The organism is Conservatibacter flavescens, from assembly GCF_002795425.1.
In the GTDB taxonomy this organism is placed as follows: Bacteria; Pseudomonadota; Gammaproteobacteria; order Enterobacterales; family Pasteurellaceae; genus Conservatibacter; species Conservatibacter flavescens.
In genome coordinates this window covers 80,896-102,266 of the sequence record NZ_PHHA01000026.1, presented here as the reverse complement: position 1 = coordinate 102,266, position 21,371 = coordinate 80,896, and the positions used below count along the sequence as shown (strand labels likewise).

Below are 21,371 nucleotides of genomic sequence, written 5' to 3'. Positions count from 1 at the left end.
GGATTTTTCCAGACCTTTTGTATGATAAGCATATAATCAAAATATGTTTATTCGATATTAAGCAGAAGCTTTAGCAAAACGTTCTGCTGCGAAATCCCAGTTAACCACATTCCAGAATTCTTTGATGTAGTCTGGACGACGGTTTTGGAATTTTAAGTAATAAGCGTGTTCCCAAACATCTAAGCCAAAAATTGGATAACCAGAACAACCTGCAATTTCTTTGCCCATTAATGGTGAATCTTGGTTAGCTGTTGAGACAACTGCTAATTTACCATTTTCATAAACTAACCATGCCCAACCAGAACCAAAGCGCGTTGCAGCCGCTTTTTCAAATTCTGCTTTGAATGCATCAACAGAACCGAAATCACGTTCAATGGCTTCTTTTAATGCGCCTTGTAATGTGGTTCCTTTTTTCAAGCTTTTCCAGAATAAAGTGTGGTTAGCGTGGCCACCAACGTTGTTACGTAATGCCGCGAGTTTGTCTGCGGGAACTTTGTCTAAATTACGTAAGAATGAACCAGGGCAACCTGCATTGGCAAGCTCGGTTAATTCTGCTGAAGTTTCTAACACTGCATTTGCGTTATTAACATATGCTTGGTGGTGTTTGCTGTGGTGAATTTCCATCGTTTGAGCATCAAAATGAGGTTCTAATGCATCATACGCATATCCAAGCTCAGGTAGAGTATAAGCCATAATTATTTCCTTTTAGTCAGTTTAACATCAATATGATCTTAACAAAAAAATAGCTTAAGATCACTAATTGTTACACCTTTTTAACAAAAGTGCGGTGAGTATTGGAAAAGAAAATGAGGGGCAGATTAATCAAATACTTCATGCCCCTAACCCATTTAATGATTTTGCGCTTTTACTGCTGCAACGGCAACCATATTAATAATACGGCGTACAGAGGCAACTGGCGTTAATATGTGGGCAGATTTATTTAATCCCATGAGTAACGGACCGATAGTGATAGGGCTATTTGTCCCCTGTAATAGATTTAAGCTAATACGAGCCGCTTCCATATTTGGGAAAACGAGTAGATTAGCAGCGCCTTTTAGTGGACTATCAGGCATAATTTCTTGGCGTAAACTTTCACTTAACGCGAGATCACAATGCATCTCACCATCAATGACTAAGTTTGGTTCTTGCGCTTGTACTAATGCTAAAACTTGGCGCATTTTGACCGCACTTGGTGTATTTGCACTGCCATAGTTAGAGCTGGAAACCAGCGCTATTTGTGGCTCTATACCAAAATTGCGCACTTCTTTAGCTGCCATCATGGTAATCGAAGCCAATTCTTCCGCTGAAGGGTCTTGGTTAACGAAAGTATCTGTTAGGAATAAATTGCCATGTGGCAAAATTAACCCGTTGACAGTGGCGAGGGTGGATACTTCAGATTTTGTGCCTAATACATTTTCTAATACGCTTAAATGGCTATCATAATAGCCCATTAACCCACACAACATCGCATCGACTTTGCCTAAGTTAAGTAATGTCGCTCCTACAACAGTGGGATTCGTGCGCAATTCACGTTGTGCAGAAACCGGTGTCACGCCATGACGTTTGTGGGCTTGGTAGTAATCTTGCCAGCATTCTTCATGATCTGGATTATTTTCAATATCGATAATTTCATAATCTTGATTAATCTGAATTTTTAATCCAAGAGATTTTACCCGCTGCGCAATAACTGCAGGACGGCCGACTAATACAGGGAGAGCAATTCCTAGTGTGGAAATTTCTTGAACAGCGTGTAATACACGTGGCTCTTCGCCATCGGTTAATAATACCCGTTTTTTATCGGCCTTAGCTTGAGCAAAAACCGGTTTCATAAATAAATTAGTTTTATACACAAATTGTGTCAATTTTTCGATATAAGCATCGAAATCTTGAATAGGGCGTGTCGCGACACCGCTTTCCATTGCCGCTTTTGCGACAGCTGGCGCGATGTTAATTATTAAGCGTGGATCAAACGGTTTTGGAATAATATAATCTGGGCCAAACGAGACTTCGCTGTCACCATAAGCCGAAGAAACAACGTCGCTTTGCTCTGCAAGGGCTAAATCAGCAATGGCATAGACCGCCGCCATTTTCATTTCTTCATTAATGGTGGTTGCGCCGACATCTAATGCGCCACGGAAAATAAACGGGAAGCATAATACGTTATTTACCTGATTTGGATAGTCAGAACGCCCTGTACATACAATCGCATCAGGACGTGCAGCTTTTGCTTCCGGTGGGGTAATTTCAGGATCCGGGTTTGCTAATGCCAAAATTAATGGGCTATTAGCCATATTCTTCACCATATCTTGTGTTAATGCACCAGCAGCAGAGCAACCCAAGAAAATGTCAGCGTTTGGAATGGCATCGGCTAAGGTGCGTTGTCCATTATCTTCAATCGCATATAACTTTTTCGTTTCATCTAAATTAGCATCCCGATTTTTGTAAATCACACCTTTAGAATCACATACCGTAATATTCTCACGTTTCATGCCAAGGCTAATGAGCAAATTCAAACAAGCAATAGAGGCCGCGCCAGCACCCGAAGCCACTAAACGTACATCTTCTATTTTCTTATTTACAATGCGTAAACCGTTTAAAATAGCCGCTGCGCTAATAATTGCGGTGCCATGCTGATCGTCATGAAATACAGGAATATTCATGCGTTCACGTAATTTTTGTTCAATATAAAAACATTCAGGCGCCTTGATGTCCTCTAAGTTGATTCCGCCAAAAGTAGGTTCAAGGGAAGCAATGATGTCGACTAATTTATCAGGATCTTGTTCATCAATTTCAATATCAAATACATCAACACCGGCAAATTTTTTAAATAACACCCCTTTTCCTTCCATAACGGGTTTACCAGCTAAAGCCCCAATATTACCTAGCCCTAAAACGGCAGAACCATTTGAAATGACTGCGACCAAATTACCACGAGCAGTATATTTGTGAGCGGAGGCGGGATTTGCTTGAATTTCTAAGCAAGGCATAGCAACACCAGGTGAGTAAGCTAGGGCAAGATCGCGTTGTGTGGCAAGGGATTTAGTTGGGGTAACTTCAATTTTTCCAGGCTTAGGAAACTCATGGAAATCTAGAGCTGCTTGGCGTAATTGTTCATCCATATGGAAAATCCTCATTGTTTAGTCATGAATTTATCGAATAAAAGCAATATTATAGCCATAATTAATCATTCAATTTGTGATATGGTACACATTATTCGCTTTCTGAGTCAAAAATCCTGTAAAATTAACCGCACTTTATGTCAACGGAGAACAGTATGCGATTAGATAAGTTTTTAGCCGAAAATACCGGATTAACTCGCTCACAGGCAGCAAAAGTGTTGCGCCAAAGTGCGGTGACAATTAATGGAAAAGTTGAGAAAAGCGGTGCGGTGAAAGTTAGCAAAACCGATGAAATCCATTATGATGGTCAATTGTTGAACTGGATTGAGGCTGGGCAATATATTTTATTTCATAAACCACAGGGGTATGTATGTTCTCATGAAGAGGGGGATTACCCGACAATTTATCAGTTTTTTGATTATCCTCTTTCTGTTAAATTGCATAGTGCGGGTAGGTTAGATGTAGATACGACAGGGCTTGTGTTATTGACTGATGATGGCCAATGGTCACATCGCATTACTTCCCCTAAATATCATTGTGAGAAAACATACTTAGTCACCCTCGCGGATCCTGTCGAAAGCCATTATCAGGCTGAGTGTGAAAAAGGGATTTTATTGCGTGGAGAAAAAGAGGCGACAAAGCCTGCTAAATTAGAGATTATTGATGATTACAATGTAAATTTAACCATTAGCGAGGGGCGTTATCACCAAGTAAAACGTATGTTTGCGGCTTTAGGTAATAAAGTTGAGGCATTGCATCGTTGGCGAGTTGGGTCGATTGTGTTAGATGATAGTGTGCCTGAGGGAGAATATCGCATGTTGACGTCAGAGGAAATTGCTCAATTTTAAGGAGAAAAAATGGCATTACAACGTTGTCCAGGATGTCGAAAAAAAATCAGTGAAAGTGCGAAGCTTTGTCCACATTGTGCTTTCTCTTTTGCTGAGGCAGATTTGGAAAAATATAAAGCGGTTTTAGAACAACGGCGCCAACATAATGCAGAAATTAACCGTAAAAGTGTTAAATTGCATTTGATTTGGTTTGTCATTTTTGCGGTTGTTATTGGGGTGGCAAGTTGGTGGCAAAATGGGGGATAAAGCCCCCATTTTATTGTTATTCTAGATAAAATACTTGTTCCAGTTCTTCTGAAATCGGGCTGTTATCAGGATTTGATGGCATAATATCTTTCATAAACGCCCACCATTTTTGACAGGCTTGTGTCTGTGCCACTTGATTCCAGCGTTCTTCTGATTCAATTTCCACATAACCGAATAGCAGATTACGTTTCTCATCTAAAAATATCGAATAATTATGGGCGCCATGATCTTTTAATGCTTTTACCAATTCAGGAAAAATTTCGTCATGACGTTTTTTGTATTTCGCGTGGCAATCTGGATTTACCTGCATTAATACACCTTTTCTAATCATCATCTTCTCCTTAATTCGCCATACCTAAACCAACAATATTGGCAGCTAATACGATGATTAAACAGCCAATACATAATACACGCACAGGTTTTGTGCCAGTGTCTTTCCATTCTTTTAAAATTAACCCCACAATACCGCCGCACAATACATAGAAGCTCATATGTAACATCCAACTCATAAAGCCGTAGTCAGCAGGAATGTTGGCATGTCCCCAAGCATAGAAGAAGAATTGGAAGTACCACATCATACCGCCGATTGCGGCGAAAATGATATTTGTCACCAATAAGCCTTTTGCCACACTCATATCTTTACGGAAAGATAATTCAGGTTTAATAATCAAGCGAATAATACAGTAACCAAGGTTAATAATCGCACCACCGCCCATAATCACCACATAACTTGGCAAGGCGACATACAGCGGATCAACGCCTAATTGCGCCGCACTTTCATGCATTGGCACTGCTGCACTCATGGCAAATGACATACCTGCGGAGAAAATACCGCACATCACGGCAAGGGCTAAGCCTTTTTTCAAATTAAATTCCTCCACAGAAATACCGGAAACCCGTTCTTTTAATAAGCCCGCATAAGAGACTACCGCAACCCCAATAAGCGCTACCACGACACCTAGTAAAGTCATTTTTCCGCCTGTTGATGCCAATAATTCACCAAAGCGACCTTGTAGAATTGGGGTCATTAAAGTACCAACAATTAAGGTGATCCCAATGGCAATACCGATCCCCATTGACATACCGAGATAACGCATGGTTAAGCCGTAGCCGATATTCCCCACGCCCCACATGGCGCCAAACAAGAATACGGGTAATAAGATACCCGCACCAAATGAACCATAATACGCCCAGAAGTCAGGTAATAACCAATAGCTGATTCCCCAAGGCAGTAAGATCCAAGAGAATATCCCTGCCACTGACCACATGGTTTCCCAAGACCAATTGGCGACTTTTTTCAAGGGGGCATAGAAGCAAGCGGCGGAAGTCGCGCCAACGAAATGCCAGAAAATGCCTAATAAAATTGAACTACCCATAATATTGCTCCTTTAAAACATTTAAAGTTTGCACCGCACTTTTTATCGTTATTTCTAAACGATGTACTAAAAAGTGCGGTTGGTTTTACGGAAATTTTTACAAAACGCCTTCAATCGGTGTTACCCCAAAGCGTTCTGCCAATAATTTGAAGTTTTCGGTGGTAATAGTTTGTTTTTTACCTCCCATTGACATCACTTTTACGGAGATTTCGGCAGATTTTTCTGCGGTATCAATCAAACCAAAGGTTTCATCTAATGTAGGTCCTGCGCCAAATACACCATGGAATGCCCAAAGCACGAGGGAGTGATCTTTCATTTGCTCTGCGGTGGTATAGCCGATTTCATCTTTACCTGGTACAAGCCAAGGTAAAATGCCGACACCATCAGGAAATACCACCAAGCATTCTGTACTCATTTCCCATAATTCACGGGTAAATACTTTACTGTCGAGTGGTAATACATAGGTCAGCGCAATTAAGTGGGTGGCGTGGCAGTGCATAATCACACGATCTTTGCCGTTCGTTTTCGCCATTCTCACAATGTGAGATTGCAAATGTGCCGCCAGCTCTGAAGTAGCCACACCACCATTCACTAAACCCCATTCCACATAATAGCCTTTGCCTTGTTCATCAACGCGAACCACTGCAAGCGTATCGGCAGGATCTAAAATCACGTTGCGGAAGAACTTGCCCGAACCTGTAACAATGAAGTATTGCCCTTTCAAGGCAGCAAGATCTTGGGTTAACGCGACATGGCGTGGATTCGGATCAAACTCCTGTTTATAAGGCGCCACATCTTCTTCCAACAAACGTAAGCTGATATTGCCGCCGTTACGTTCGTCCCACCCTTTCAACCACATATCATTAGTGGCTTTAATCATGCCCTGTACAAACCAAGAAGAAAGAATTTTTTGCATAATCCGCTCCTTATGCACGTTGGCTTAAAACATTGGTTTCATATTGGCGAACTTGTGCAAGCCAGTTACTGCCTGTTGGCACATTATGGCGTTCACAATACATATCCCAAACCGCTTGCCAAGGTAGTGATTTTTGTTCTTCCAATAAGGCTAAACGGGTGGTGAAGTCACGGTTATTTTCCGCTTCACGCAAGCTCGCCGTTGGCTCTAATAAGGCGCGCAATAAGGCTTTTTTCATATTGCGTGTTCCGATAACCCAAGCAGCGATACGGTTAATGGATGCATCAAAGAAGTCCAAACCGATATGCACGCGATTAAAAAGTTGATTACGGATAATTTCATTGGCAATGGCTTGAGTTTCGTCATCAAGTAATACAACGTGATCACTGTCCCAACGCACTGGACGGCTAACGTGTAACAGTAAATGTTCGACAAACGGCATTACGGCAGAAATTTTGTCAGAAATCACTTCAGTCGGGTGATAATGCCCCGCATCTAAACAAAGTGCGGTTTTGCGTGAAGTAGCATAGCCCACATAGAATTCATTTGACCCTACGGTATAAGATTCCAAGCCGATACCGAATAATTTGCTTTCCACCGCATCTAAATGATATTTCGGATCGATTTTTTCTCTAATAATCTCATCAAGGGCTTCCACCAAACGCTGGCGAGGCGCGGCTTTATCAACGGTTAAATCTTTTGCGCCGTCAGGAATCCAAATATTCATCACAGAAGCCGTGCCAAGTTCTTTACCAAAATATTCTGAAATTTTGCGGCAGGCTTTGCCGTGTTCGATCCAAAAATCACGAATTTCTTTATTGCTATGAGAAAGGGTGGCTTCGGCACTTAATGGGTGAGAAAAATAAGTTGGATTAAAATCTAAACCAAATTGATTTTGTTTCGCCCAATCCACCCAATTTTTAAAGTGCTCAGGTTTCACTTCATTGCGTTCAACTTTGCCTTCTGCTTCCAAATAAGATGCATGCAAATTTAAACGTTTCGCACCTGGAATTAAGCTGCTTGCCAAATCAAGGTCAGCACGTAATTCTTGCGGTGCGCGCGCTTTACCAGGGTAATTCCCTGTGGCTTGAATACCGCCTGTTAATGCACCACTTTGCTTTTCAAAGCCTGCTACATCATCACCTTGCCAGCAATGAATCGAAACAGGCAAGCTATCTAACAGTTGCATGGCTTTTTCGGTATCAACGCCAATATCGGCAAATTGTTGTTTAGCAAGTTCATAAGATTGTTGAATCGTCATAATAAATCTCCTTGGATTTTATTTTGAAAATTGTTGAAATTGTTGCCATTTGCGGTTAAATAGTTCTTTGTCCACAAAGTGCGGTCTGAATTTGAAACGTTTTAACGGGAAGTTTTTACTGACAATTTGACGGAATTCAGCTGCGGTATGCAGTTGATCTAACGCCATTAATTGACAACCCACATTACCGAGTACTGAGGCTTCAATCGGACCGGCAATCACATCAAATCCACAAATATCGGCGCAAAGCTGATTTAAAAATTCGTTCTGACTGCCGCCACCCACAATGTGTAAGCGTGAAATAGGGTGTTTTTGCAACGTACTTAATTCTTCCGCCACTTGGCGATATAACATGGCAAGGCTGTCAAAAATACAACGTGCAAGCTGTGCGGTATTTTCGGGTACGGTTTGTTGATGTTCGCGGCAATATTGTTGAATAGCCTCTACCATTGATGGTGGATTTAAGAAACGTTCGTCATTGGGGTTGATCAAACTTTCAAAAGCGGTTTCTTGGCTTGCTTGTTGCACTAAGGTTGGAATGTCGGCAATATTGCGTTCGGCACATAAGCGTTGGAACAGCCATAATCCCATAATATTTTTGAGAATGCGATAATGCCCGTCAATGCCGCCTTCATTGGTAATATTAGCGTTCATTGCTTGTTCGTCATTACAGACCTGTTTGCGATCTAAGCCCATTAACGACCAAGTGCCTGAGCATAAATAAGCACTGTATTCATCAGACAGCGGACTGGCAATCACCGCACTTGCAGTATCGTGGCTGGCGACAGACATTACGGGCACGGATTGCTGTCCCGATTGCCATTGCCCTACATTACGCCCTGCATGACGAATTTGCCCAAACCAACTGCGTGGCAAGCCGAGATAATCCAATAAATCCTGATCCCAATTGTCCGTATTCACATTTACTAATTGTGTTGTGGTGGCGTTGGTATATTCACGATTTAGTACGCCTGTTAAGCGGAAATTGAGATAATCGGGAATCATCACAAAATCAGCGACTTGCGGTAGCCACTGCGGATTTTCATCCACCATCGCTTTGAGTTGATACAAGGTATTAAAGGTGAGAAATTGAATGCCTGTTTTACGATAAATGGCTTCTTTGCCAAATTCCTGCTGCACTTTGGCCATTACACCTTCTGTACGGGCATCACGATAGGCATAGCTGTCGCCTACAATGTCGCCGTTTTTATCCAACAACACATAATCTACGCCCCAAGTATCAATACCGATACTGTGAAGTGCGGTGTGATTTTGCAGAATTTTTTGCAAACCTGTAACGATTGCATTTTCTAAATAAACTAAATCCCAGCAATCATGTCCGTTGCGGCGATGAAGCTGATTTTTAAAACGATGCATTTCTGTCAAGCTGATTTGTTGCTGTTCAGTATGATAAGTCGCGAGCATGACACGCCCACTGGAAGCCCCTAAATCAACGGCTGCAATATTAAGAATTGTCATCATGCCTCCTTGTGTGTTGGTGTCAGTCTAGTGACTTTTCACCAGACAAACATTCAGCGGAGTGACAACCAAAATCAAAAAGTGGCAATAGAACAAAAGTCCATATGACTAGGATCACAAAATAAAAATTTTGTTAAAAAGAAAGGTTTTTGTAGCACATAAATTCAGTATAGTAAGAAAAATCTGGAAAATTGAACCGCACTTTATGAGGGATAAAATGATAATGAAATTATATGCAAAGGAATTTTTTAGCCAAAAGCAACAATCTCTCAGCATTGAACCAAGAGCGCCACAGGATAACTTCCCTGAACATACTCATCACGATTTTGATGAAATTGTAATTGTAACAGAAGGGAAAGGGCGCCATATTTTAAACGGCTATCCACACGAACTCTATGCAGGCATGATTTTATATATTGAAGCCCAAGATCATCATCTCTATGAAAATGTGGAAAATTTGCATTTAACCAATATTTTATTTCGTGATCTAAACCATTTTCAATTTTTACATAATATCGGTGACTTGCTCGCCACAATGAAACCTGAAAAATCCCTTTATCAAGTGATTAATAAAAAGCACTTAACCAAAGCCTTACCACTGATTGATAAATTATCCACCCAATCACAACTTGAACCATTGCAACAAGAAAGCCAATTTTTTCAATTATTAACCTTAATTAAGCAGCAACAATTTGATATACAAGGTGTGGGAAATAATGAGGAAAAAAGCATGCAAATGCTCAATTTTCTTCAACATAATTTTACTGAAAATATTGAATGGGAAAGCCTTGCACAGCAGTTTTCCTTGCCATTACGCACATTGTATCGTTATATCAAAAATCAGACGGGGGAAACACCGCAAAATTATTTAAATAAACTCAGATTATTTGAGGCTTACTATCAAATTTTGTATACGGATAAAGCCATTACGGATATTGCTTATGATTGTGGATTTAATGATAGCAGTTATTTTTCCACCTGTTTTAAACGAGAGTTTCGGTTAAGCCCTAGAGAGTTAAGAGGGATAAAATAAGTGTTATGGGCTTTATCATTTTTGAGGAAAGCTGTTTAAGAAGATATTTTTAACTGTCTATAAAAAATGGTAGTCAAATTATATGACTACCATTTGAGTGTTATTTAAGCCGTAAATTTCAGTCTTGTTTACGGCCTAAATCAGCGTTGATGTGTATCCAAATTATTTCACATCAATAATAAATACTTCTGAGCGAGAGCCTAAGCGCATTGGCACTCCCCAAAAGCCATAGCCTGAAGTGACAAAGAAATGCCCTTTTTCTATCTTTTCATAGCCATAGTGTAAGCGGTAAATCAGCTTAGTGAGGATAGAAGCTGGAAATACTTGCCCGCGATGAGTATGGCCAGATACTTGAAGATCTATTGGTAATTTAGCATGTTCTTCTATTTCGGTGGGGCGATGATCCATCACAAAAATAGGGAGTTCGGTATCGATATTTTGTAGTAATTGAGCCAAACTCGGGCGAGTTTTCATTAGATCATCATTGCGCCCAACGAGTACAAATTGGTTATTCACATTCAATGTTTGATCCATGAGAACATGAATACCAGCTTTAGTTAATTCTTGGTAAATAGCTTGTTGATGTCCAAATAAATCATGGTTGCCTAAAGTAGCATAAACACCCAATGGCGCGCGTAATTTAGCCAAATGAGGCTGCATATTTTCTGCTAAGTATGCTTCAACGTTATCGTCCATTAAGTCACCAGGCAATAAGATTAAATCAACTTTTTCAGCATTCATGATATCAGCAAGCTTATCTAACTGTTTGTTACCAAAAAGAATACCAAGATGGAGATCGCTGGCTACGCCAATACGTAATGGCTTTGAAAGTGTTTTATCAAGCGTAATACTGTAATGTTTGACGACAGGGGAGTAAGCATTGAATATGCTGAACCCTAATAGTCCTATAAAAACAAAAGGATATAGAATTTTTAAGGTAGTATTTAATTTTTGTTTAGAAACAAAAGATTTTAACAGGTGATAAATGGCAATGGCTCCTATGCTGGTAAAGGCTGCGAATAGGAGTATGAGTAGCATAATGGCGCTAACTCTGAACATGTGCGGAAAAATGCGTAATAAGGTAATAATGATAGTACCGTTTGCGGCAATAAAGAAAAATGCGCTTAGGCCAATGCGTGCTTTTCGGTTGGAGACATCACCGAATAGCCAAAAAATTGTACGGGTAAAAAGGTAAATCAAAAGTTGTAATGTAATGATAACAAGTGCGGTTGTAATATAATAACGATATTCCAAAATGACTTTCCTAATATAAAAAATAAACAATAAAAAGTGCGGTGAATTTTAGCATATTATTCATCGCACTTTTGTTAGTCTGTGTTAACTTAAAAAAACTTTTGTAAGTTAGACCGCGCTTTGGAAAATGACGGTTTCAGCTTTTTTCGTATAGCTATTGATTTGGTCAAAGTTCATGTAGCGGTATGTATCGTCCTTGTCTACTTGTAAGTCTGCGGCATAAGACAGATATTCCTCTGGTGTTGGCAGTTTTCCTAATAGGGCTGAAACTGCAGCTAATTCGGCTGAGGCAAGATAGACATTTGCGCCTTGTCCTAGACGATTTGGGAAGTTACGCGTAGAGGTAGAAACAACGGTCGCGCCACTTGCCACACGTGCTTGGTTCCCCATACATAATGAACATCCTGGCATTTCAATACGCGCACCACTTTTACCATAAATGCTGTAATAGCCTTCTTCCGTTAATAAGGCCGCATCCATTTTCGTTGGTGGCGCAATCCATAAGCGTGTAGGAATGACATCTTTGAATTTATCTAAGAGTTTTCCGGCTGCGCGGAAATGGCCGATATTGGTCATACAAGAACCGATAAAGACTTCGTCAATTTTATCTCCTTGTACTTCGGAGAGCTTGCGAGCATCATCAGGATCGTTCGGCGCACATAAAATAGGTTCTTTAATATCCGCAAGATCAATATCAATCACTGCGGCATATTCTGCATCTGGATCCGCTTCCATAAGTTGTGGGTTAGCTAGCCATTCTTCCATACCTTTAATACGGCGTTCAAGGGTACGTGCATCACCATAACCTTCAGCAATCATCCATTTTAATAAGACGATGTTTGAATTGAGGTATTCAATAATCGGTTCTTTATTGAGTTTGATTGTACAAGCAGCCGCAGAGCGTTCAGCAGAAGCATCAGATAATTCAAAAGCTTGCTCAATTTTTAAATTCTCTAGGCCTTCAATTTCTAAGATACGACCAGAGAAAATATTTTTCTTACCTTTTTTCTCTACGGTGAGTAGACCTTGTTGAATAGCATAATAAGGAATCGCATGTACAAGATCGCGTAGGGTAATACCTGGTTGCATTTCACCTTTGAAGCGCACTAACACAGACTCAGGCATATCTAATGGCATAACGCCGGTTGCGGCGGCAAAAGCAACTAAACCTGAACCAGCTGGGAAAGAAATCCCAATAGGGAAACGTGTATGAGAGTCACCACCAGTACCTACAGTATCCGGCAATAACATACGGTTTAACCAAGAGTGAATAATACCATCTCCAGGACGTAAGCTCACGCCGCCACGATTCATAATAAAATCAGGGAGCGTATGATGAGTTGTCACATCGACTGGTTTTGGATAAGCTGCAGTATGACAGAAAGATTGCATCACTAAATCTGCGGAGAAGCCTAAACAAGCAAGATCTTTTAATTCATCACGCGTCATAGGTCCTGTGGTATCTTGTGAACCAACAGATGTCATACGAGGTTCGCAATATTGACCCGGACGAACACCTTCTACGCCACATGCTCTTCCCACCATTTTTTGCGCTAATGTATAACCGCGCGTGCTGCTTGTGGAATTGACGGATTTGGTAAAGACATCGCTTTCAGGCAAGCCTAATTCTACGCGCGCTTTATGGGTTAAACCACGTCCAATGATCAGCGGAATACGCCCGCCTGCACGTACTTCATCTAATAATACTTGTGTTTTTAAACTAAATTCTGCGAGAACTTCATCAGTATCATGTTTGCAAATTTTACCTGCATAAGGATAGATATCAATAATATCTCCCATATTTAACGCACTTACATCAACTTCAATAGGTAACGCACCTGCATCTTCTAAGGTATTAAAGAAAATTGGAGCAATCTTACCACCCAATACAACGCCTCCCGCGCGTTTGTTTGGAATGTATGGAATGTCTTCACCCATAAACCAAAGCACAGAGTTAGTTGCCGATTTTCGAGAGGAACCCGTTCCGACAACATCACCAACATAAGCTAAGGGGAAGCCTTTGGTTTTAAGATCTTCGAGTTGCTTAATTGGTCCAATATTGCCTGGTTCATCTGGTTGAATACCTTCACGCTCATTTTTTAACATGGCAAGGGCATGTAGCGGGATATCTGGGCGAGACCAAGCGTCTTGCGCAGGTGATAGATCATCTGTATTGGTTTCACCAGTCACCTTGAAGACCGTAACGGTAATTTTATCAGCAAGTTTTGGACGAGATAGATACCATTCAGCATCTGCCCATGACTGTAATACTTGTTGTGCAAATGTATTTCCCGCTTTGGCACGCTCTGCAACATTATGGAAGTTATCAAACATTAATAGGGTAGAGGAAAGTGCTTTAGTTGCAATTGGTGCAAGAGTGTCATTATCAAGTGCTTGGAGAAGCGGCTCAATATTGTATCCACCTTGCATAGTGCCAAGTAATTCTACAGCATATTCTGAAGAGATAAGCGGAGAGCTGACATCGCCTTTAGCAAGTGCTGAGAGGAAAGAGGCTTTGACGTAAGCCGCTTCATCTACGCCAGCAGGAATACGGTTTTCGAATAGGTCTAATAAATATTCATGTTTATCCGCTGGAGGATTTTTTAATAATTCGATCAGTTGAGCGGTTTGTTCAGCATTGAGTGGTTTTGGTACAACGCCAATAGCTGCTCGCTCATCAACATGGTGTTGGTATTCTTGTAGAAAGTTAGACATAACAATTACCTCGTTGTGTAGAGATGTGGGTTTCGTTAGTAGATATTTTTTAAAATTGACCGCACTTATGCGAAATATGCCGTCTTTTTGTTACTAGTTTGTTAAATCATAATACATAAATACAAATTTAACAATGAATAAACATGAATTAAGGCATATCTTGTCAAAACGTCGATATGCCTAAAAACGGTTTTAGAGTAAATCAATCGGGATTTTTACCACAAGCTTTTTGATTTCATATGTTTCGCCTTCCACATTACAACAAGGTTTATGCACCTCATAAGGTAAAAATACGACGAATTGTTTTGGACTTAATGTGAGAGTATTTTTATGTGCTAAATCGTGGGTAAGAGTCAGTTGGTAGTCGTCATCTGAATTATAAGGGGTATAATCCTTATCATCTGGGAAAGCCAGGCTATAATCCAGACTTTCTTTACCACTAATCAGTACTTGTACGTCAATATATTTGCGATGAAATTCGGATTTACGCTTTTCAGCAGCTTCGGTAGTTAAGGTTTGAACGTTCATATAGATGTCGGCTGTTAAATCATGGCGACCAACGGTCAAATCGTCTAAATTCATCGTGTTAAGTTGTTCACAAATATCGACGATAACTTGTGGTAAGCCACGTTTATAGTCTTGACGATTTAAATCTCCAAAAAACATAATAAGCTCCTTTATTATATAAATAACCTCACTTACAGCGCAAAAAGTGCGGTAGTTTTTAGGGATAGTGGACTTGTTTATGTCATGCTGTTACGAGCAACGATAAACAAAGAACAACGAATCCGAGTATTGGGGGCGAAATTGATTTCCCGCCCCTATTTTAGGATTAGAATAGGCGTTTTGAGACGTCTAACCAATCTGATTTAAATGGACGGCGCATATTATTAATGGCATCAATAATATCATGGTGTACCAAGTGTTCATTTTGAATACCGACACAATAACCGGCTTTACCTGCTAATAGTAAGTCAACGGCATAAACCCCCATACGAGATGCAAGGTTGCGGTCAAATGCACATGGCGCGCCTCCACGTTGGATATGGCCTAATACCGTTGCGCGGGTTTCATGATGAACACGTGCTTCAATTTCTTTGGCTAATTCATTTACATCAGTCATTAATTCGGTAATTGCAATAATGGCGTGGCGTTTGCCTTTAGCAATACTGGCTTCAATTTCCTGAATTAGCTCTTCTCGATTAAATGGCATTTCGGGAACAACAATATATTCACAGCCTCCCGCCATAGCTGCCGCTAATGTTAAGTCACCACAGTGTCTTCCCATAATTTCAACAATAGCAATACGTTGATGAGAACTACAGGTATCGCGTAAACGGTCGATGGCAACAACAGCGGTTTCTAGTGCTGTTTGATAACCGATAGTATAATCTGTACCCGCGACATCATTATCAATAGTGCCTGGAATACCGATACATGGGAATCCGTGTTCTTCAGTTAATAGTTTGGCTCCCATATAAGAACCATCTCCCCCAATAACGACGAGCGCATCAATGCCATGCGCGCGTAAATTCTCTGCACATTTTGCCCGCACTTCAGGATTTTTAAATTCAGGGAAGCGAGCAGAGCCTAAGAACGTCCCACCACGGTTGATGATGTCAGATACACTAAAGCGAGTTAATGGTTTAATATTATTGTGGTACAGACCATAATAGCCTTCATAAATACCAAACACATTTAAGCCTTCCGCAATCGCTGCGCGAACAACACCACGAATGGCTGCATTCATGCCGGGCGCGTCCCCACCGCTGGTTAATACTGCAATTGTTTTAATCATATGTTACCTTCCAGTAAATTGAAATAATAAAAATTAAATATTGGCTAAGATTACACTATTCATCTTCTTCTCTCTAGAAAATTTTCATGCTATTTCACTAAAATTTGATCTGAACCAGATTGATTATATCGACAGTTATGTTTTCCCTCTGCTTTGACAATGCTTGTCGGTTCTTGGTGGATCATAATATCGGATAATGGGAAAGCTTTTAATAAACGCTTTTCTACATCATCAGTAATATCATGGGCTTCAATAAATGAAAGTTCATCACCTAATTCTAGATGAAGTTGTATAAAACGAATGGCGCCAGCACGTCGTGTCCGTATATCATGTAGCCCAATCACACGTGGATCGGCCAATGCTATGGTTTCAATTTGTTTAACTTCTTCTATTGGCAATGCGACATCTAATAATAGTTGTACAGATTCAAATACCATTTTACCTGCACTAAATAAAATATATAAGGCAATGAACAGGGCAAATATGGCATCTGCATATAAAAATCCGAATAAACTGAGTAATAAGGAAATCAGAATAGCAATGTTCATTAATAAGTCTGTTTGATAATGGAGTCGATCCGCTTTGATAGCCGGACTTTGAGTGTTGCGAATTACTTTTCCTTGATAGCCTACTAAAAGTGCGGTCAATAAAATAGAAAAAATGGTGACACCAATACCTAATCCGGTATTTGTCAAAGTTTGGGGCGAACTTAGACGATGAATCCCTTGAAGTAATAAGAAAATTGCAGAACCCGAAATAAACGCAGCTTGCGCTAAAGAGGCTAAGGATTCGGCTTTGCCATGCCCAAAAGAATGATTATGATCTGCGGGCATAAGCGCAAAGCGGAGGATTAGCATATTCATGAAAGAAGCTAACAAATCTAAAAGGGAATCAGTGATAGAGGCAAGCATACTGACGGAGCCGGTAAACCACCAAGCAACACTTTTCACACATACGAGTATTAATGCGGTTAATACCGCAAAAACTGTGGCATAACGTACTTCTTTAGAATAACTTTCGGTCATTTCTGCTTCTCTATGCTTAATTGAGGCATTGATGACACACATGCCCACTGCCAATCTGCTTGATGGAGTTTATGTAGCTCTTTATCTACAGCATATTTTTTGAGATAAGCAAACACTTTGTCATCATTGAGGTTACGTAGCTTTTTTGTTTTTTCTATTTTGAGTGAGTATTGATATTGCACAAAGCCGCATTTATCAATATTTTTACCTTTGGCAACGTTGACTTGCCAGTTTGGGTTTTGCTTCGTTGGACGATAGATGACATAACTATATAAAAAACCTGCTTTCTCATAAGTATCGAAGTGTTTGATACCTTGATTGCTATAAACTTTTTTCCGTAATGCAATACGTTCAGCGAAAGTGAGTTTATTTTCACGATCTAATAATAATTCGATAGCACTTTGCCACTGGTTTTCTGTTTTGTTTTTTCCTACGTAGAAATAACGCACGATAGATCCTAAATCACTTTCTTTGATCAAATAGTAGGTTTTGTCATGGTATTTTAATGTTGTAGGGTAATCCAATTGTGTTGGCGTTGTGTTGTATAACGTTGTACAACCGCTTAATAATAAAAAAATGAGGTAAAAATATCTTTTCATGCCCTACTCACTTATATCACGTTTAAAAACCAATTCGGTATCGCTTGAGCTAGCCTCATCAAACCAATAACCGCCTAAATTAAAATCTTTAAGCTGTTCAATATGAGTTAAACGATTTTGAATAAAATAACGGCACATTAGGCCTCGCGCTTTTTTGGCATAGAAACTGATCACTTTATATTGATCATTTTTCTTATCTAAAAAGACCGGTTTAATAATTTGAGCATTCAATTTTGTCGGCTTAACTGCTTTGTAATATTCATCTGAAGCAAGGTTAATCAGAATATTATCCTGCTGAGAATCAAGGGCTTGTTGTAACGCATGAGTAATAACATTTTCCCAAAACGCATAGAGATCTTTCCCTTTTGCATTCTTCAACTTTGTTCCCATTTCTAAACGATAGGGTTGCATAAGATCTAGAGGGCGTAATAAGCCGTATAAACCGGATAGCATACACAAATGCTGTTGAGCAAACTGTATATCCTCTTGAGACAGCTCTTCAGCAGCAAGCCCCGTATAAACATCACCTTTAAAGGCATAAATAGCGGCTCTGGCATTATGCTCATCATGTTGTTTTTGCCATTGAGCAAAACGAGCGGCATTTAAACCGGCTAATTTATCACTGATGTGCATTAATGAACTAATTTCTGCTGGAGATAATTGGCGACAAATATCAATTAACTGTTCACTATAATCAGTTAATTGAGGTTGAGTAAATGTCATTTTAGGAATAGTTGTTTGATAATCTAAGGTTTTTGCCGGAGAAATAATTGCTAACATAATAATCCTTTTAAAGTGCGGTTAAATTCCACTGAATTTCTGGAATTTGGTGCTGACGCAAATAAGTATTCGTTTTCGAAAAATGTTTACAACCAAAAAAACCGCGATGGGCTGAAAGAGGGGAAGGATGTGGGGCTGTGAGTACACAGTGTTTTTGGCGATCAATAAATTGCCCTTTTTTCTGAGCATGGCTTCCCCAAAGTAAAAAAACGAGGTTTTCACGTTGTTCATTTAGACGTGCAATTACATGATCAGTAAAGGTTTCCCAGCCAAATTTAGCATGGGAATGAGCTAAGCCACGTTCAACAGTTAATACTGTATTAAGCAATAAAACGCCTTGTTGCGCCCATTCGACTAAATAACCATGATTCGGCACGATAAAACCATCTATATCATCACGGAGTTCTTTATACATATTGACTAAAGAAGGTGGGGGAGCAATACCCGGTTTTACGGAAAATGCTAAACCATGAGCTTGGTTAGGGCCATGATAAGGATCTTGACCTAAAATAACAACTTTTACTTGATCGAACTCTGTTAATTTGAAAGCATTGAAAATTTCGTGTTGTGGAGGATAAATGGTTTTTCCTTGTGCTTTTTCTTGTTGGACTTGTTGTAGGATTTGAAGAAAATAGGGTTGTTTTTTTTCTTCACCAATAGCATCTTTCCACGTTTTCATTATGCCTCCTATTTTTGTACTGATGACTATTATAAATAACCTTGAAACAAATTCATAGTTGAATTAGGAAATAGATAAGGTAAATAATTTGTTCTGATTTGTTGTAAATTTGTTGTTGTCGCCTTGTGGGTATTGCTAATTTTTTGACATAAATCAAATTTATAAAAAATAATCAGAAAAGTTGATTTCAGGCAGGGGAAAATACCTCAAAATAATTTGAAAAGATAAAATATTTTGATAGACTTACCTCAATTAGGTTAATTAACAATCAAATCATACTCAATCATTCACCCAAATGGAGGAAAACAATGATTAAAGGTATTCAAATTACTCAAGCTGCAAATGATAATTTGTTGCACTCATTTTGGCTTTTAGATAACGAAAAAGGCGAAGCGCGTTGCTTATGTGCAAAAGGCGATTTTACGGAAGATCAGGTTGTTGCCGTAAGTGAATTAGGCCAAATTGAATATCGTGAATTGCCGGTTGATGTGGCTCCAACAGTAAAAGTGGAAGGTGGTCAGCATTTAAATGTTAATGTATTACGCCGTGAAACTTTAGAAGATGCTATCAAAAATCCAGAAAAATACCCACAATTAACGATTCGTGTTTCTGGTTATGCTGTGCGTTTTAACTCATTAACACCAGAACAACAGCGTGATGTGATTACGCGTACTTTTACTGAAAGTCTATAATTTCAATAGCAAAATGGCGGTTAAACCGCCATTTTTATTGCTCAATCCACAACGGTAACATAATAGTGACTTGTAATCCACCTAAGCTACTACGTTGCGCCCAAACTTCTCCTTGATGTTGTTGAATGATATTAGCAACAATAGCTAATCCTAAACCAGTTCCGCCTGTTTCACGGGTACGAGCCGCATCGACACGATAAAACGGTTGGAAGATACGTTCACATTCATCATCAGGTACGCCTGGACCATCATCATCAATACGAATAAAGAGCATTTTATTTTCAATATATATGGTGGCAGTAATCGTATTATTTGTATATTTCAAGGAATTGCGCAACACATTTTCAACTGCACTTGATAACGCAGAAATATTACCGTTAATGGAGTGCTGCTCAGGAGATTGAATTTGTTGGCTAATCGTAAAAGATAATGAACGTTGTTCCGCTTCAAATTCGGCATCAGAAAATATATCTTCCCAAATTTCTTGAATAGGGAAAATTTCTCGCAGTAAATGATTATTGAGTTGATTACGTGATAATAGCAATAAATCATTAATCATTTTATCTAGACGCTCAGTTTCTGTATCTATACGGTATAGTTCAGCATTTTCGCCTTGTCGGCGACGCATAAGGGCGGCGGCTAATTGTAAGCGAGTCAAAGGGGTGCGTAATTCATGAGAAATCGCAGACAGTAAACGTTGTTGATTGGAGATTAATTCTTCCAGCGACTGTGTCATATGGTTAAAGCTGCGTCCTACTAAACGAAGTTCTGTTGCGCCTTGCTGCTCAAGCTTTTTATTAATAGTAAAATCTCCGGAAGCAACAGCGTTAGCAGATAAACGTAGTTCGCGCACAGGTTTACCAATGCTCCAAGCTAGCCAAAGTAGCAGAGGAGAAGAAATAACCATAATGAGTAATAACATAAAGAAAGGGTGATCAAAAATAAAGCTGACAAATTCTTGCTGAGGATCTGCTGTGCGTACAAAATAAACTAAGTGCGATTGTTCATTGACCAAACCTAAATGGACTAAGAAGGGGCCGGATATTTGAATATTATAAAATCGTTTTGTTAAGGGTTTTAGCGGGTTATCGGATTGGTAGATAAATTTTTGTAATTGCAGTACGTCATTTGGTGATGCACCAATAATGTTGCGATCTTTATTGACTAAAACAGGGCGAGGAATGTCACTTCGTCCATCTAAAGGGTGATATAAATCTACCTCTTGTTCACTTTGATGTGTTAACACATTGAGAATACGATTATTACGTAAAGAGATAATCAACTCTTTTTGATAATAACGAAGCTCTTCCCCTTTGAGTTCTGTGTAGGCTCGAGCATCGAGTGTTGGCACAAAAAAGACGATAGCTAATAAAATAGCAAATGTTAACCAGAACAAAGCAAAAATTTGCACGGTTAGGGAATTCGATTGAAGCTTTAGTTTGGGTAAGCGCATAGAAGATAAAAAATTTATTCTCTATTAATTGAACGAATACAAGTAGGGTAAATTCGCCCCTACTTGTAGTATCACAATAAAAACGAAGTGAATTCTGT

General features: G+C 39.6%; 20 protein-coding genes. 4 read left to right on the top strand and 16 right to left on the bottom strand.

Annotated features, from left to right (window positions below; genetic code table 11):
- Positions 1-57: 57 nt before the first annotated feature.
- Positions 58-693: a superoxide dismutase [Mn] gene (gene sodA / locus CVP05_RS10470; protein ID WP_100289515.1), complete on the bottom strand. Its 636-nt coding sequence runs from the start codon at positions 691-693 to the stop codon at positions 58-60.
- 155 nt (positions 694-848) lie between these two features.
- Complete coding sequence (locus CVP05_RS10465; protein ID WP_100289514.1) at positions 849-3,119, bottom strand: NADP-dependent malic enzyme; 2,271 nt, start codon at positions 3,117-3,119, stop codon at positions 849-851.
- 155 nt (positions 3,120-3,274) lie between these two features.
- Here CVP05_RS10465 and rsuA point away from each other — a divergent pair, with 155 nt between their 5' ends.
- Both rsuA and CVP05_RS10455 read left to right on the top strand, forming a co-directional pair.
- Positions 3,275-3,967, top strand: coding sequence for a 16S rRNA pseudouridine(516) synthase RsuA (gene rsuA, locus CVP05_RS10460; RefSeq protein WP_100289513.1), 693 nt, complete (start codon positions 3,275-3,277; stop codon positions 3,965-3,967).
- Positions 3,968-3,976: 9 nt separating this feature from the next.
- Positions 3,977-4,213: a zinc ribbon domain-containing protein gene (locus CVP05_RS10455; RefSeq protein ID WP_100289512.1), complete on the top strand. Its 237-nt coding sequence runs from the start codon at positions 3,977-3,979 to the stop codon at positions 4,211-4,213.
- Positions 4,214-4,229: 16 nt separating this feature from the next.
- Here the strand turns inward: CVP05_RS10455 and rhaM are convergent, their stop codons facing one another.
- The 5 genes from rhaM to rhaB form a co-directional block, all read right to left on the bottom strand.
- Positions 4,230-4,547 carry an L-rhamnose mutarotase gene (rhaM, locus tag CVP05_RS10450; protein ID WP_243389238.1) on the bottom strand — a complete coding sequence of 106 codons (318 nt, stop codon included), beginning with the start codon at positions 4,545-4,547 and terminating at the stop codon, positions 4,230-4,232.
- Between the two features lie 7 nt (positions 4,548-4,554).
- The gene (gene rhaT, locus CVP05_RS10445; protein WP_100289510.1) at positions 4,555-5,589 is read right to left on the bottom strand and encodes an L-rhamnose/proton symporter RhaT; all 1,035 of its coding nucleotides are present in this window, start codon (positions 5,587-5,589) and stop codon (positions 4,555-4,557) included.
- A 97-nt stretch (positions 5,590-5,686) separates the two neighbouring features.
- Complete coding sequence (gene rhaD, locus CVP05_RS10440) at positions 5,687-6,505, bottom strand: rhamnulose-1-phosphate aldolase (RefSeq protein ID WP_100289509.1); 819 nt, start codon at positions 6,503-6,505, stop codon at positions 5,687-5,689.
- Positions 6,506-6,515: 10 nt separating this feature from the next.
- A complete protein-coding gene (locus CVP05_RS10435) occupies positions 6,516-7,766 on the bottom strand; it encodes an L-rhamnose isomerase (RefSeq protein ID WP_100289508.1) in 1,251 nt (416 codons plus the stop codon).
- An 18-nt stretch (positions 7,767-7,784) separates the two neighbouring features.
- Positions 7,785-9,248: a rhamnulokinase gene (rhaB, locus tag CVP05_RS10430; protein ID WP_243389237.1), complete on the bottom strand. Its 1,464-nt coding sequence runs from the start codon at positions 9,246-9,248 to the stop codon at positions 7,785-7,787.
- A 220-nt stretch (positions 9,249-9,468) separates the two neighbouring features.
- Between rhaB and rhaS the strand changes: the two genes are divergently transcribed.
- Entirely contained in the window at positions 9,469-10,278 is an 810-nt protein-coding gene (gene rhaS, locus CVP05_RS10425) for an HTH-type transcriptional activator RhaS (RefSeq protein WP_165773153.1), read from the top strand.
- A 162-nt stretch (positions 10,279-10,440) separates the two neighbouring features.
- On the opposite strand, the gene CVP05_RS10420 is transcribed toward rhaS, so the two are convergent.
- The 8 genes from CVP05_RS10420 to ung form a co-directional block, all read right to left on the bottom strand.
- A complete protein-coding gene (locus CVP05_RS10420; RefSeq protein ID WP_100289505.1) occupies positions 10,441-11,532 on the bottom strand; it encodes a metallophosphoesterase in 1,092 nt (363 codons plus the stop codon).
- A gap of 108 nt (positions 11,533-11,640) precedes the next feature.
- The gene (gene acnB / locus CVP05_RS10415) at positions 11,641-14,247 is read right to left on the bottom strand and encodes a bifunctional aconitate hydratase 2/2-methylisocitrate dehydratase (RefSeq protein ID WP_100289504.1); all 2,607 of its coding nucleotides are present in this window, start codon (positions 14,245-14,247) and stop codon (positions 11,641-11,643) included.
- Between the two features lie 192 nt (positions 14,248-14,439).
- Positions 14,440-14,913 (bottom strand): N-acetylneuraminate anomerase, encoded by a 474-nt coding sequence (nanQ, locus tag CVP05_RS10410; protein ID WP_100289503.1) that lies wholly within the window; start codon positions 14,911-14,913, stop codon positions 14,440-14,442.
- A 166-nt stretch (positions 14,914-15,079) separates the two neighbouring features.
- The gene (pfkA, locus tag CVP05_RS10405) at positions 15,080-16,045 is read right to left on the bottom strand and encodes a 6-phosphofructokinase (protein ID WP_100289502.1); all 966 of its coding nucleotides are present in this window, start codon (positions 16,043-16,045) and stop codon (positions 15,080-15,082) included.
- A gap of 89 nt (positions 16,046-16,134) precedes the next feature.
- A complete protein-coding gene (locus CVP05_RS10400) occupies positions 16,135-17,070 on the bottom strand; it encodes a cation diffusion facilitator family transporter (RefSeq protein WP_100289501.1) in 936 nt (311 codons plus the stop codon).
- Positions 17,067-17,669, bottom strand: coding sequence for a hypothetical protein (locus CVP05_RS10395; protein ID WP_243389236.1), 603 nt, complete (start codon positions 17,667-17,669; stop codon positions 17,067-17,069). The genes CVP05_RS10400 and CVP05_RS10395 overlap by 4 nt, the downstream gene beginning before the upstream one ends.
- A gap of 3 nt (positions 17,670-17,672) precedes the next feature.
- Positions 17,673-18,449, bottom strand: coding sequence for a peroxide stress protein YaaA (gene yaaA / locus CVP05_RS10390; protein ID WP_100289500.1), 777 nt, complete (start codon positions 18,447-18,449; stop codon positions 17,673-17,675).
- 10 nt (positions 18,450-18,459) lie between these two features.
- Positions 18,460-19,128: a uracil-DNA glycosylase gene (ung, locus tag CVP05_RS10385; RefSeq protein WP_100289499.1), complete on the bottom strand. Its 669-nt coding sequence runs from the start codon at positions 19,126-19,128 to the stop codon at positions 18,460-18,462.
- Between the two features lie 308 nt (positions 19,129-19,436).
- Here ung and grcA point away from each other — a divergent pair, with 308 nt between their 5' ends.
- Positions 19,437-19,820 (top strand): autonomous glycyl radical cofactor GrcA, encoded by a 384-nt coding sequence (gene grcA, locus CVP05_RS10380; protein ID WP_100289498.1) that lies wholly within the window; start codon positions 19,437-19,439, stop codon positions 19,818-19,820.
- A gap of 34 nt (positions 19,821-19,854) precedes the next feature.
- On the opposite strand, the gene cpxA is transcribed toward grcA, so the two are convergent.
- Complete coding sequence (cpxA, locus tag CVP05_RS10375) at positions 19,855-21,273, bottom strand: envelope stress sensor histidine kinase CpxA (RefSeq protein WP_100289497.1); 1,419 nt, start codon at positions 21,271-21,273, stop codon at positions 19,855-19,857.
- Positions 21,274-21,371: the final 98 nt, after the last annotated feature.